This is a genomic window from Roseivivax sp. THAF197b (assembly GCF_009363255.1).
GTDB lineage: Bacteria > Pseudomonadota > Alphaproteobacteria > Rhodobacterales > Rhodobacteraceae > Roseivivax.
The window spans coordinates 3,397,175-3,409,798 of the sequence record NZ_CP045318.1 but is presented as its reverse complement, the minus strand read 5'-3'; the positions used below and the strand labels follow the sequence as shown (position 1 = coordinate 3,409,798).

The window sequence follows — 12,624 nt, the reverse complement described above, 5'->3', positions numbered from 1 at the left end:
GCAACAATAAGCTGCTGCGGCATGTGTTAAAAGACGTTTTCGTCACAGCCATGGATTGAAACCATGCCGATGCTCGGGCACAACATCGCGCAATCCGAAGGGGGCCCTGCGTGATCGAGTTCGACAAGGTGGCGTACAGCTATGGCGGCGGAGAGCTTCTGTCCGATATCTCGCTGGCTTTGCCGCCGGGGTCGTTCCATTTCCTGACCGGGCCCTCGGGGGCGGGCAAGACCACGCTGATGAAGCTCTGTTATGGCGCGCTGATGCCCACGGCCGGCCATGTGCGCCTGTTCGATCAGGACGTCACCCAGATGGGTCGCGATGGCGTGGCCATGGCGCGCAGGCGGATCGGCGTGGTGCATCAGGATTGCCGGTTCCTCGATCACCTGCCCGTGGCCGAGAACGTGGCCCTGCCGCTGGCCGTGTCCGGCGACGAGGCCGGGGCGCATCAGGGCGATCTGCAGGAATTGATGACCTGGGTTGGCCTCACGAACCGCGCCAATGCCCTGCCGCCCGAGCTTTCGGGCGGGGAGCGGCAGCGCGCCGCACTGGCCCGTGCGGTCATCATGTCGCCCGACGTGATCCTTGCCGACGAGCCTACCGGCAATGTCGACTGGGAGATGTCGCAACGCCTGTTGCGGCTCCTGATCGAGCTCAATCGCATGGGCAAGGCGGTGATGATCGCCACCCACGATCTGAGCCTTATCCGCGCGGCCAAGGCGCATGTGCAGGCGCGGGTGCTGCGCATCTCGAACCGGCGGCTCATCTCGGCGGGGGCGGATCTGTGAAGGCGCTCCTGTCCGATCTCCGCACGGTGCTGTCGCGCGATGCAGGCGCGGACCGGGTCGTGCCGCCTGCGGGGTTCACGGTTCAGCTCACGCTCTTTTCCGCCGCCGCGATGGCGTTCCTCGCGGTCTTCGCCCTTGCGCTGTCTCTGGCGGCCGGGCGCCTCGCGGAGCGTTGGGGCGAGGAGCTTGCGCGTTCGGCCACGATCCGCATTTCCGCCCCGGCCGAGGAGATGGCCCGCCAGACGGCCGCCGCTCTCGCGCTTTTGGAAACGACACCCGGCGTGGCCTCTGCCCGCGCGCTTGACGAGGCCGAACAGCGCGGCCTGCTGGAGCCGTGGTTCGGCACCGACCTGCCGCTGGACGACCTGCCGGTGCCGCAGCTGATCGAGGTGACCGAGACCGAGGAGGGGCTGGATCCCGCCGGTCTGCGCCTGCGCCTTCAGGCCGAGGTGCCGGGGGCGGTGCTGGACGATCACGCCCGCTGGCGTGAGCCGCTTCTCGAGGCGGCAGGCGGCTTGCGGCTTCTGGGCTGGACCGCGCTGGTGCTGATCTTCGGCGCGCTTGCGGCGATGGTGACGCTGGCGGCCAATGCGGCCCTTGCGGCCAATGCGCAGGTCATCGCGGTGCTGCGCCTCGTGGGCGCGACCGATGCCTATATCGCCGGGGCCTTCGTGCGCCGCTTCACCTTGCGGGCGCTGGGCGGTGCAGCAGCGGGCGTCCTTCTCGGCATGATCGCGGTCACGCTGATGCCCGATACCGGCGATGCGGCGGGTGTGCTGACCGGTCTGGGCTTTCGCGGCGCGGGCTGGATCTGGCCCCTTCTGGTGCCGCCCCTTGCCGCGCTGGTCGCCCTTCTGGCCACCCGCGCTTCGGCCAAACGTGTCCTTGAGGAGCTTGCCTGATGGCCTACGCGATCCAGTGGCTGCGCTCTCTCGCGCATATCATCGTCATTTATATCGCCATGGCCGTGATCGGCCTTTTGTGGTTCCCCTGGGCGGTCTTTTCGGAGCGCGGCGCCCGCTCGGCCTGCAAGACCTGGTGTCGGTTCACCCTCTGGACCGCGCGCTGGATGATCGGCCTGCGCTATGAGATCCGGGGCAATCCACCCATCGACGAGGTGATGATCGCGGCCAAGCATCAAAGCTTTCTGGATATCATCCTGATCTTCTACGCGATCCCGGCGGGCAAGTTCATCATGAAGCGCGAGCTCATGTTCGCGCCCATCATCGGCCAATACGGGCTTCGTATCGGCTGCGTGCCCGTCGATCGCGGCAAGCGCGGTCAGGCCATCAAGAAGATGGTCGCCGATGTCGCCAAGGGCCGCGCCAAGCCCGGCCAGCTGATCATCTATTCGCAGGGCACGCGCGTGCCGCCGGGCGTCAAGGCGCCCTACAAGGTGGGCACCGCCGTCCTGTTCAGCGAGATCGGTCAGGATTGCGTGCCCGTCGCCACGAATGCGGGCGTCTACTGGCAGCGCAAGGGCATCTACCGCAAGCCTGGCGTCGCGGTCGTGGAGTTCCTGCCGCGGATCGAGGCGGGTCTGCCGAAGGACGCGTTCCTCAAGACGCTGGAGGCCGAGGTCGAGACCGCTTCGAACCGGCTGCTCGATGAGGCGGGGGTCGACTATGCAAAAGATTGACAGCATCGCGGCGCTCGAGGCGCTTTACGAGGCACCGGTCCCGGCCTCGCTTGGCAAGGTGATGACGAAGCTTGGCCCCGCGCATCGCCAATGGATCGAAGCCGCGCGGTTCTGCGTGCTCTCGACCGTCGGACCCGAGGGCAATGACGGCAGCCCGCGCGGGGATGATGGCCCCGTTGTGCAGATCGCCGATGACCACACGCTCCTGATGCCGGATTGGCAGGGGAACAACCGACTCGACAGCCTGCGCAACATCGTCCGGGATCCGCGCGTCGCGCTGATGTTCATGGTGCCCGGCTGCAAGACGATCCTGCGGGTGAACGGCACGGCCTTCCTGACCGACGACCCGGCCATGCGGGAGCGGTTCGCGCAACGCGGCAAACACCCCAAATGCGTGATCGTCATCGAGATCGCCGAAGCCTACGGGCAATGCCCGAAATCCATCATGCGCTCGGGTCTCTGGTCGCGCGATGACGGAGACATGGTGCCCAGCATGGGCACGCTGATCGCCGAAGCCTCGGACGGGGCGATGGGCGGTGCGGCCCATGACGACGGATACGAGGAGCGCGCGCAGCCGCGGATGTGGTAGCGGCGCGTCTCAGGCCCTGCTTGTCTTGGTCGCTGCGCAAAGGTGTCGTGCGTAATCCGCTCGTGCCGTGGCGTGCGCTCGTCCAAAACATCGCGCGGCGGAAGAGCGGCGCACAAGTCGGCCATCCGGCGCCGAAGATGAACCAAGAGCAGGGCCAGGCGCACCATTCGCGCCCTGACACGTCCGGCATGATCCCGCCTTGCTTCTTGTGAAGCGGCAGGCGCTTTTGTATGCCCGTCGCAAAGAGCCGCATATTCCGCCCGGGAGGACACCATGCTCAAGCGCCCCTTCGACAAGACCAAACTGCCCAGCCGCCACGTGACCGAGGGCCCCTCGCGCGCGCCGCACCGGTCCTATTACTACGCCATGGGCATGTCGGAGGAGGAGATCCACCAGCCGCTCGTCGGTGTTGCGACCTGCTGGAACGAGGCCGCACCCTGCAACATCGCGCTGTCGCGTCAGGCGCAGGCGGTGAAGCTCGGCGTGAAGGCCGCCTCGGGCAGCCCGCGCGAATTTACCACCATCACCGTCACCGACGGTATCGCCATGGGCCACGAGGGCATGCGCTCCTCGCTCGCCTCGCGCGAAGCCATCGCCGACACGGTCGAGCTGACCATGCGCGGGCATTGCTACGATGCGCTCGTGGGCCTTGCGGGCTGCGACAAGTCGCTGCCGGGCATGATGATGGCCATGGTGCGCCTGAACGTGCCGTCCGTGTTCATCTATGGCGGTTCGATCCTGCCGGGCAAGGCGCCCGCCGGGGCCGACATCCCCGCCGATTTCGCCAGCCGCGACCTGACCGTGCAGGACATGTTCGAAGCGGTGGGCCGTCACCAGAACGGCGAGCTGTCGGATGCCGCGCTCGACGTGCTCGAACGCGTGGCCTGCCCGTCGGCGGGCGCCTGTGGTGGTCAGTTCACCGCCAACACCATGGCCTGCGTCTCCGAGGCAATCGGCCTCGCGCTCTTCAACTCGTCGGGCATGCCCGCGCCTTACGAATCCCGCGACCAATACGGCGAGGCGTCGGGCCAGGCGGTCATGAACCTCATCGAGAAGAACATCCGCGCCCGCGATGTCGTCACCCGCAAGGCGCTGGAGAATGCAGCGCGCGTCGTGGCCGCGACGGGCGGCTCGACCAATGCCGGTCTGCACCTGCCCGCCATCGCCCATGAGGCGGGAATCGAGTTCTACCTCGACGATGTCTGCGAGATCTTCCGCGACACGCCCTATTTCGTCGACCTCAAGCCCGGCGGTCAGTTCGTCGCCAAGGACCTCTACGAGGCGGGCGGCCTTCCGGTCGTGATGAAGGAGTTGCGCAAGGCGGGCCTCATTCACGAGGATTGCATGACAGCCTCGGGCCGCAGCATCGGCGAAGAGCTCGATCGCACCACGCGCGAAGCCGACGGTACGGTCATCCACACCATTGCCAACCCGATCACCAAGACGGGCGGCGTCGTGGGCCTCAAGGGCAACCTCGCACCCGAAGGCGCCATCGTGAAGGTCGCGGGCATTTCGGCGGAAGATCAGGTCTTCACAGGACCCGCGCGCGTCTATGAATGCGAAGAAGACGCCTTCGAGGGCGTGAAGAACCGCGAATACGAAGAGGGCGAGGTCATCGTCATCCGCAACGAAGGCCCTGCAGGCGGGCCGGGCATGCGCGAGATGCTGTCCACCACCGCGGCCCTGTCCGGTCAGGGCATGGGCAAGAAGGTTGCCCTGATCACCGACGGGCGTTTCTCCGGTGCGACGCGCGGTTTCTGCGTGGGCCATGTGGGTCCCGAAGCGGCGCAGGGCGGTCCCATCGCGCTTCTGAAGAACGGCGACATGATCACCATCGATGCGGTCACCGGCGCGCTGACGGTCGATATCTCCGACGAGGAGATGGAAGAGCGCCGCAAGGCCTGGACCGGCCCGCGCGACACGATCTACGCCACGGGTGCTATCTGGAAATTCGCGCAGCTCGTGGGTGCGACCTACAAGGGCGCTGTGACCCATCCCGGCGGGGCGGCTGAAAAGCACGTCTACATGGATCTTTGATGCAATCACCACGCGCATATCTCTGTGCAGGGGCCGCAATTGCGGCCCTTTCGCTCGCTGGCTGCGAGGTCACGCCTGACGGCGATCTTGTCCCGAACCGGGGCTTTCTCGCGGGGTTCAACTCTCCGGGGTCCGAGGGGGGCAATGCGGCGCTGGCGCAGCCCGATGCCTCCCGGGCGCTTGTCGAGGCGGTGGAGATCGCAGGCGGCGACGTGATCGTCGCGGGACCGTTCGGCTATTGTGTCGATCCCACCACGGTCAAAAGCGGCCGCTCGCGCGGTTTCGTCGTGCTGGCAAGCTGCAATATCCTGTCGAACGGAGCGGCGGGATCTGCCGTGCCGCCGGCACTCATCACCGTGACTGTCGGCCCGAAGGAACAGCGCGTCGCCCAGCCCGACGCCGCGACCCTGGCGCAGCTTGCCGAGGCGCCGCTCCTTGAGGCGCGGGATCAGGACGGGCTGGCGCTGGCCTATCTGGGCACCGGCGGGGATGCTCTGTTCGACGGGGGCGATCCAAGCTACTGGCGCGGCGCGTTCCTGCTGGGCAACCGGCTGATCGGGCTTGCGATCTATGCACCTGCCGAAAGCGGGATCGAGGATCGCGACGGCGCGCGGCTCCTGCAGGAGACCTTCGCGAAGATCCGCGATGCGAGCCCCGATCCCGCCCGGCCGGTCTCCGCCGGGGGCGGCGAAGGCTCCAACGGCTGAAAAGACTGTTTATCATTTCGAAACAGTCTGTACTAAAATGAAAGACGAAGACCGGACCGCATGGGGCGGAACACGGCGGCGGGACAGATGGCAGAGCGGCAGAATTTCCTAGACGGATTGGTGCAGCGAACGGCCTTGCGGCGGCTGAAACGTGTGGCACAGGGCGCGCATGCGGCCGATCTGCGTGCCTTGCGGCGTCAGCGCGCGCAGGCCCGTCAGCTCAAGCACCAGATCGACGAAATCCTGCACGTGGCCGATAACCGCCTCGCCCTGCCCATGATCGGCAACCAGGCCTTTCCGCGTCCGCATGACGCCGATTGGGCCTGGCGGCCGGAGCTGTGGACCGGGCCGCTGCCGGTGAAGGGACTGTCGTCTGTGCAGTCGAAATCCATGCTGGGCCGCGAGGCCACGCTCTTTCACGATTGCACCCATTCGGAGCTGACCCTGCGCCAGCTGCGCAATACGCGCGAGGCGGATCTTGCGCCCTTCGGTCTGCGCCTCGACGTGTTCCGGTTCACCGGCTCTTATCTGTCGCTTGCCATCGACCTGCCCGAGGAGGCAGCGCGCGGGCTCAAGCGGCGGCACCTCATCCGGCTCGAGACGATCATCGAGTTGGAAAAGCCGATCGAGATCTTCGCGCGGCTGAACATCAAGCACGGGCCCAATACGGAGCAGCTCGTACGCGAGATGCCGTTGCACGAGGACGACGTCATGATCGAGTTCGATCTCGCCTATACCAAGCTGAACGAAAAACGGGTCGAGAAGCTCTGGCTCGATATCATCTTCGAGGGGCCGCAAATGAACCAGATGACGCTGCGCGACCTGACCTTCAGCCGCCGCCCGCGGGCAGAGCTGTGAGGGGCGCGCGATGAGTGGCTACACGCTGACGAAAACCCGCTTCAAGGAAGGCGTCTGGGAAGGGCTGATCACCGCCGTGGCCAGTGATGCGCCCACGCCCGAGGTGGCCGTGTCGCTGGACGGCAAGGCCGTGGGCGCCGTTCGGGTCAGCGCGCTCGGTGCGGCCGGGCAGTGGCTTCTGGAAATCCCCGTGCCGGTGGAGGCCATCGGCGATGGCGTGCAGACCATCCTCGTCACCGATGCCAATGCGGATGTCACGCTGGGCGCGTTCACGATGATCGCGGGCGACGCGCTGGCCGAGGATATCCGCGCCGAGATCGAGCTTCTGCGCGCCGAGCTCGACATGCTGAAGCGGGCCTTCCGGCGCCATTGCCTCGAGACCGGGTAGGGCGCGCGGGCAGGTGATCCGGCGGAGCGCGCGTGCCGCGCGCGCATCGCTGGCCGCCTGTCGCCTGCGGCGCCCGTCGGCAGCCGGGGGCCCTGCCCCCGGACCCCCGGCGTTTTCGGGAAAGGTGAAGAGCGGGATATGAGCCCGGTGCGGAGAAGCGGCGCCCGGTTTTTTATTGCGGAACCCGCTTTTGGCAAAAGTCCGGCACCTAGAGATCGAACGCCTCGGCGGCGAGGTAGGCGGGGGCGAGAAGCGCCCGGCGGAACCGGCCGAGCGGAAACCGTGCGGGTGGCGCGGCCATGGCGGCAGGGATGTCTGCTTTACCCTTACGGATGAGATCCGCCGCGAGCGTGCCGGCATGGCTGGCCATCGCAACACCGTTGCCGTGATAGCCAAGGGCTGCGTAAAGCCCCGGATGCTCCGGCACGGCGCCCACGAACGGTGTCAGCCCGCGCAAGAGGCAGACGAGCCCGGACCATTCATGGGTGATCTCGATACCCTGCCATTCCGGAAACATCCGCGCGAAATCCCGCCTGATCCGCTTCGATATCGCCGCCTGTGCGCGGGGCCGGGCGGTCAGCCCACCGCGCATGCCGAAGAGGAAGCGGCCATCGGACAGGCGGCGGAAATAATGCAGCAGGACGCGGCTGTCATAGGCCATCTGGCGCGTGGTCCAGCCCTGTCTCGCAGCCTCATCTTCGGTCAGGGGCCGGGTGACGATGATCGAGGATTGCACCGGCAGCGTGCGTGCGCGCATCCAATCGGGCAGCGTCTCGGTGCTGTAGCCATTGGTGGCGATCAGAACCTGCGTCGCCCTGACCTGCCCTTCGGGCGTGCCGAGGTGCCAGCGCCCGCCGTCGCGCGTGAGTGTCGTGATCGGGCTTCGGCCATGACAGGCGACACCGGCATCCGACGCGGCGCGGGCGAGGCCGTGATGGTATTTGCGGGGGTGAAGGGCAAAGCCCAGAGGCGTGGTCAGAGCGCCGTGGAAATTGCCGCCGAAACCGTCCTGGGCCAAGGCATGGGCGGGGGTGATATGCGGGGTGACGCCATACGCGTCCTCGATCTCGCGCGCGTCAGCCTCGAAGGCACGGGCCGCGCGGGGCGTATGGGCCAGAAGCGTCTCGCCCTCGGAATGGCGGTCGACATCCAGGCCGTGGCTGTGGATCAGGCGCGACGCGGTCTCGATTGCGGCGGCCTCGGTGGCGCGCCACTCCGCAAGACCCGCCGCACCGAAGCGGCGGCGCAACTGGCCTGCGCCCGCCTTCGCACCGCCCAGACAGCAGAAGCCGCCATTGCGCCCAGACGCGCCCCAGCCCGGCATCTCTGCCTCGAGAAGCGTGACCTTCGCGCCAGCCTCTGCAAGGCGCAGCGCCGCGGCGAGGCCGGTATAGCCCCCGCCGATCACCGCGACATCGCAGCTTTGGGCACCGTGCAGAACAGGCCAGTCCGGTGCCGTCAGCCCGTCCGTCCAATAGCAGCCCTGCGGCGTCGCATAGGCCGCGTCTTCGTAAAGGCGCTGCGTCATCACGCGCCGCGTTGCGCGATCTGCTCATCCCGGGCCTGCGCCACCGCTGCGCGTTTGGAGACGAGCGATGCGGTGATCACGCCGATCGTCACGATGGCGATCATCAGCGTGGAGAGCGCGTTGATCTCCGGACTGACGCCAAGCCGCACGGCCGAGAAGATCTTGATCGGCAGCGTGGTGGCCGAGGGGCCGGTGGTGAAGCTCGCGATCACCAGATCATCGAGGGACAGGGTGAAGGCCAGAAGCCAGCCCGAAATGACCGCAGGCGCAATGATCGGCAGGGTGACGAGCCGGAAGGCCTGGAACGGTGAGCAGCCGAGGTCGAGCGCGGCCTCCTCCAGCGCCTGATCGAAGCCTGTGAGCCGCGAGGAGACGACGACCGACACGTAGCACATCGCGAAGGTCGTATGCGCCAGCACGATGGTGAAGATGCCCCGGTCGAGCCCGATACCGATGAAGAGAAGCAGCAGGGACAGGCCGGTGATTACCTCGGGCATGACGAGCGGCGCGTAGATCATGCCGGAAAAGAGCGTGCGCCCACGGAACCGGCCCGCCCGGACAAGCACCGTCGCCGCCATGGTGCCCAGCACCGTGGCGATGGTCGAGGAGAAGACCGCAACCTGGACCGTCACCCAGGCCGCATCGAGGAATTCCTGATCGCGGAACAGCTCCCCGTACCACTTGGTGGAGAAGCCCGCCCAGACCGTGACCAGCTTCGATTCGTTGAAGCTGTAGATCACGAGGATGATCATCGGCAGATAGAGAAAGGCAAAGCCCAGCGTCAGTGAGGTCGCGTTGAAGAGCGAGAAGCGTTTCATGCCAGCGCCTCCGCTTTCGGGCACGCAGTCCGGGCGTGGCAGGTGGAGATCGCGTCGTTCATCCGTCCGCCTCCCGCGCCTTCTGTTCGTTGCGCTGGAACAGCACGATGGGCACGATCAGGATGATCAAGAGCACGATCGCCACCGCCGAGGCCACGGGCCAGTCGCGGTTGGAGAAGAACTCCTCCCACAGGACCTTGCCGATCATCAGGGTGTTCGAACCGCCCAGAAGGGACGGGATCACGAACTCGCCGATGGCAGGGATGAAGACCAGGAAACAGCCCGCGATGATGCCGTTCTTGGACAACGGCACCGTCACCAGCCAGAAGGCTTCGAGCCGCGAGCAGCCAAGATCCTCCGCCGCTTCAAGAAGCGACTCGTCCATCTTTTCGAGCGCCGCGTAGATCGGCAGGATCATGAAGGGCAGGTAGGTATAGACGATGCCGATATAGACCGCCGTATTCGTCGACAGGATCTGCAACGGCTCGGAGATCACGCCGATGCCCATCAGGAACTGGTTCAGCACGCCTTCGGAAGACAGGATGCCCATCCACGAATAGACCCGGATCAGGAACGAGGTCCAGAAGGGCAGGATGACCAGCATCAGCAGCGTCGGCCGCCATTCCGGGGCGGCGCGGGCCATCGCATAGGCGATGGGGTAGCCCACGGCGAGAGTGATCAGCGTCGAGATCGCCGCGATCCTGAGCGAGGATAGATAGGCCTTCCAATAAAGATCGTCGGTGGTCAGGAAGACGAAATTCTCGAAATCGAGCGCCGCGATGAAGTCCCTCAGGCCCGCCCAGCCTTCGGAGAAATCCAGTGTCGGCGTATAGGGCGGGATCGCCAGCGCGATATCCGACAGCGAGATCTTCAGAACGATCAGGAACGGCACCAGGAACAGCAGCAGAAGCCACAGATAGGGCACCGCGATGAGGAAGGCCTTGCGCATCGCTCAGCCCTCCAGAATCACGCCGGCGGTTTCGGTGAAGGACAGCCAGACGCGATCTTCCCAGGTGATGTCGCGATTGATGAGCCGCCGCGTGTTGGCGGTCTGCGCCTTGAAGATGCGGCCATCGGCGATCTTTACATGATAAGTCGAGGAATTGCCGAGATAGCCGATATCGATCACCTCGCCTTCCAGCAGGTTGCGACGGCCTTCGGGCTTCTCCTTCGAGATGGCGACCTTCTCGGGCCGGATCGCGAAGGAGACCCTGCCGCTGGCAGGCCCGCTGCGCGGTGTACCCCAGATGGGCGGCTGGCCCTCGGTCCAGTCGATGCGGGCGCGCTCGCCCTCGGGGCTGGCATGGCCTTCGATGATGTTCACGTCGCCGATGAAGTCCGCGACATAGACCGAATTCGGCGCCTCGTAGATGACGTCAGGCGTGTCGACCTGCACGATCCGGCCCTCATCCATCACCGCCACGCGGGAGGCGACGGTCATCGCCTCTTCCTGGTCATGGGTGACGATGACGAAGGTGGTGCCGGTCTTTTCCTGGATATCCATCAGCTCGAACTGGGTCTCTTCGCGCAGCTTCTTGTCGAGCGCGCCCAGAGGTTCGTCGAGCAGCAGAAGCTTCGGCGCCTTGGCGAGGCTGCGCGCAAGCGCCACGCGCTGGCGCTGGCCGCCGGAGATCTGGTGGGGTTTGCGCTTGGCGAACTTGGTCAACCGCGTGAGGCGCAGCATCTCTTCGACCCGCGCGGCGATGGCGTCGCTGTCCTTCGATTCGCGCTTGAGCCCGAAGGCGATGTTTTCCCAGACCGACAGATGCGGGAAGAGCGCGTAGCTCTGGAACATCATGTTCACGGCGCGCTTGTTGGGCGGTACGGCCCCGATATTCTGGCCAGACAACTCGATGATGCCCTCGGTCGGGGTCTCGAACCCTGCCAGCATCCGCATCATCGTGGTCTTGCCGCAGCCAGAGGGGCCCAGAAGCGCGAAGAATTCCCGCGTGTAGATGTCGAGCGTCAGATCGTCGATGGCGGTGAAATCGCCGAACCGCTTGGTGACGCCCTTGAACCGGATCAGCGGTTTTTCATTCGGGTCGTCCCAGGGGGCGAAGACGTTCTGGCTCATGGTCTCATCCATTGGGCAAGGGGCGGACGAAAAAGGCCCGCGCACGGGGGCGCGGGCCTCGTCTCAGGGCATCAGACGCCCGATTTGATCTCGGTCCAGAGGCGCGTCACCGTGCGCTGCACGCGCGGCGGATAGGGCGTCGTGGTGAAGAGGTTCTCGAGCGCGGCAGGCGTCGGGTAGATCGCCGGGTCGTCGATCACGTCCTCGACGAGGAATTCCTGCGATGCCTCGTTGCCGTTGGCGTAATAGACGTAGTTCGACGCCTGGGCCATGTTCTCGGCATCCATGATGAAGTTCAGGAAGGTATGCGCGGCTTCCGGGTTGGGCGCATCCGCGGGGATGGCCATCTGGTCGAACCACATCTGCGCGCCCTCGTCGGGCGCGTTGTACGCAATCTCGACGCCGTTCTCGGCCTCGGCTGCGCGGTCGCGGGCCTGCAGGATGTCGCCCGACCAGCCCACCGCGACGCAAATATCGCCATTGGCGAGCGCGTTGATGTATTCCGACGAATGGAACTTCTGGATGTAGGGGCGGATCGGCTCGAACACTTCGCCCGCCTTGGCGATGACGTCCGGGTCATGGCTGTCCGGGTCCTCGCCGATATAGTTCAGCGCGGCGGGGATCATCTCTGCGGGCGCGTCGAGGAAATGCACGCCGCATTCCGCGAGCTTCTCCATGTTGGCGGGATCGAAGACCAGATCCCAGGACGAGATCGGCGCGTCCTCGCCCAGGATCTCGGTCACCTTGGGGACGTTGACGCCGATGCCGGTCGTGCCCCACATGTAGTTGATCGAATATTCGTTGTCCGGGTCATACTGCGCGGTCCGGCTGGAGACGACGTCCCACATGTTCTCGAGGTTGGGGAGTTGTTCCTTGTCGAGCTTCTGGAACGCGCCCGCCTGGATCTGGCGCTGCAGGAAGGTGCCCGTGGGCACGACGACGTCGTAGCCCGACGAGCCCGCGAGCATCTTGGTCTCCAGCACTTCGTTCGAATCGAAGACGTCGTAGATCAGCTCGATCCCGGTCTCTTCCTCGAACTGCGTCAGCAGGTCTTCATCGATGTAATCGGACCAGTTATAGACGCGCACTTCCTGCGCGCCGGCGGTTCCGGCGGCCAGCGCGAGGGCCGCAACACCGGTCAGCTTGGTGAAACTCATGCGTTTCGCTCCCTGATATGTCCGGGGTCTTTGCCCCGTGA

Annotated in this window: 13 protein-coding genes; 8 read left to right on the top strand and 5 right to left on the bottom strand. The window is 65.8% G+C overall.

Annotated elements, in window-relative coordinates:
- The first annotated feature begins 110 nt into the window (after nucleotides 1-110).
- From FIV09_RS16405 to FIV09_RS16370, 8 genes are all read left to right on the top strand, one after another.
- Complete coding sequence (locus tag FIV09_RS16405) at nucleotides 111-788, top strand: cell division ATP-binding protein FtsE (protein WP_152451620.1); 678 nt, start codon at nucleotides 111-113, stop codon at nucleotides 786-788.
- Nucleotides 785-1,690 carry an ABC transporter permease gene (locus tag FIV09_RS16400; protein ID WP_152451618.1) on the top strand — a complete coding sequence of 302 codons (906 nt, stop codon included), beginning with the start codon at nucleotides 785-787 and terminating at the stop codon, nucleotides 1,688-1,690. Before FIV09_RS16405 ends, FIV09_RS16400 begins: the two co-directional genes overlap by 4 nt.
- Entirely contained in the window at nucleotides 1,690-2,427 is a 738-nt protein-coding gene (locus FIV09_RS16395) for a 1-acyl-sn-glycerol-3-phosphate acyltransferase (RefSeq protein ID WP_152451616.1), read from the top strand. The genes FIV09_RS16400 and FIV09_RS16395 overlap by 1 nt, the downstream gene beginning before the upstream one ends.
- Nucleotides 2,414-3,016, top strand: a complete 603-nt coding sequence (locus FIV09_RS16390; RefSeq protein ID WP_152451614.1) for a pyridoxamine 5'-phosphate oxidase family protein — start codon at nucleotides 2,414-2,416, stop codon at nucleotides 3,014-3,016. The genes FIV09_RS16395 and FIV09_RS16390 overlap by 14 nt, the downstream gene beginning before the upstream one ends.
- A 273-nt stretch (nucleotides 3,017-3,289) precedes the next feature.
- A complete protein-coding gene (gene ilvD / locus FIV09_RS16385) occupies nucleotides 3,290-5,053 on the top strand; it encodes a dihydroxy-acid dehydratase (RefSeq protein WP_152451612.1) in 1,764 nt (587 codons plus the stop codon).
- Nucleotides 5,053-5,760 (top strand): dihydroxy-acid dehydratase, encoded by a 708-nt coding sequence (locus tag FIV09_RS16380; protein WP_152451610.1) that lies wholly within the window; start codon nucleotides 5,053-5,055, stop codon nucleotides 5,758-5,760. The genes ilvD and FIV09_RS16380 overlap by 1 nt, the downstream gene beginning before the upstream one ends.
- Nucleotides 5,761-5,820: 60 nt before the next feature.
- Entirely contained in the window at nucleotides 5,821-6,618 is a 798-nt protein-coding gene (locus tag FIV09_RS16375; protein ID WP_254702257.1) for a DUF6478 family protein, read from the top strand.
- Between the two features lie 10 nt (nucleotides 6,619-6,628).
- On the top strand, nucleotides 6,629-7,006 hold the full coding sequence (locus FIV09_RS16370; protein ID WP_152451608.1) for a hypothetical protein: 378 nt from the start codon (nucleotides 6,629-6,631) through the stop codon (nucleotides 7,004-7,006).
- Between the two features lie 208 nt (nucleotides 7,007-7,214).
- Here FIV09_RS16370 and FIV09_RS16365 read toward each other — a convergent pair whose 3' ends face one another.
- From FIV09_RS16365 to FIV09_RS16345, 5 genes are all read right to left on the bottom strand, one after another.
- Entirely contained in the window at nucleotides 7,215-8,534 is a 1,320-nt protein-coding gene (locus FIV09_RS16365) for an FAD-binding oxidoreductase (protein ID WP_152451606.1), read from the bottom strand.
- Entirely contained in the window at nucleotides 8,534-9,352 is an 819-nt protein-coding gene (locus FIV09_RS16360) for an ABC transporter permease (RefSeq protein WP_152451604.1), read from the bottom strand. The genes FIV09_RS16365 and FIV09_RS16360 overlap by 1 nt, the downstream gene beginning before the upstream one ends.
- Before the next feature lie 58 nt (nucleotides 9,353-9,410).
- A complete protein-coding gene (locus tag FIV09_RS16355; protein ID WP_152451602.1) occupies nucleotides 9,411-10,301 on the bottom strand; it encodes an ABC transporter permease subunit in 891 nt (296 codons plus the stop codon).
- 3 nt (nucleotides 10,302-10,304) lie between these two features.
- Entirely contained in the window at nucleotides 10,305-11,426 is a 1,122-nt protein-coding gene (locus FIV09_RS16350; protein ID WP_152451600.1) for an ABC transporter ATP-binding protein, read from the bottom strand.
- A gap of 71 nt (nucleotides 11,427-11,497) precedes the next feature.
- Nucleotides 11,498-12,583: a polyamine ABC transporter substrate-binding protein gene (locus FIV09_RS16345; protein WP_152451598.1), complete on the bottom strand. Its 1,086-nt coding sequence runs from the start codon at nucleotides 12,581-12,583 to the stop codon at nucleotides 11,498-11,500.
- Nucleotides 12,584-12,624 lie beyond the last annotated feature (41 nt).

What these genes read in the sequence shown, in the direction of transcription:
- FIV09_RS16370 (WP_152451608.1), top strand. Translation starts at nt 6,629, where the DNA reads ATGAGTGGCTACACGCTGACGAAAACCCGCTTCAAGGAAGGCGTCTGG.
- FIV09_RS16365 (WP_152451606.1), bottom strand. Translation starts at nt 8,534, where the DNA reads ATGACGCAGCGCCTTTACGAAGACGCGGCCTATGCGACGCCGCAGGGC.
- FIV09_RS16380 (WP_152451610.1), top strand. Translation starts at nt 5,053, where the DNA reads ATGCAATCACCACGCGCATATCTCTGTGCAGGGGCCGCAATTGCGGCC.
- FIV09_RS16345 (WP_152451598.1), bottom strand. Translation starts at nt 12,583, where the DNA reads ATGAGTTTCACCAAGCTGACCGGTGTTGCGGCCCTCGCGCTGGCCGCC.
- FIV09_RS16355 (WP_152451602.1), bottom strand. Translation starts at nt 10,301, where the DNA reads ATGCGCAAGGCCTTCCTCATCGCGGTGCCCTATCTGTGGCTTCTGCTG.
- FIV09_RS16390 (WP_152451614.1), top strand. Translation starts at nt 2,414, where the DNA reads ATGCAAAAGATTGACAGCATCGCGGCGCTCGAGGCGCTTTACGAGGCA.
- ilvD (WP_152451612.1), top strand. Translation starts at nt 3,290, where the DNA reads ATGCTCAAGCGCCCCTTCGACAAGACCAAACTGCCCAGCCGCCACGTG.
- FIV09_RS16360 (WP_152451604.1), bottom strand. Translation starts at nt 9,352, where the DNA reads ATGAAACGCTTCTCGCTCTTCAACGCGACCTCACTGACGCTGGGCTTT.
- FIV09_RS16395 (WP_152451616.1), top strand. Translation starts at nt 1,690, where the DNA reads ATGGCCTACGCGATCCAGTGGCTGCGCTCTCTCGCGCATATCATCGTC.
- FIV09_RS16350 (WP_152451600.1), bottom strand. Translation starts at nt 11,426, where the DNA reads ATGAGCCAGAACGTCTTCGCCCCCTGGGACGACCCGAATGAAAAACCG.
- FIV09_RS16375 (WP_254702257.1), top strand. Translation starts at nt 5,821, where the DNA reads ATGGGGCGGAACACGGCGGCGGGACAGATGGCAGAGCGGCAGAATTTC.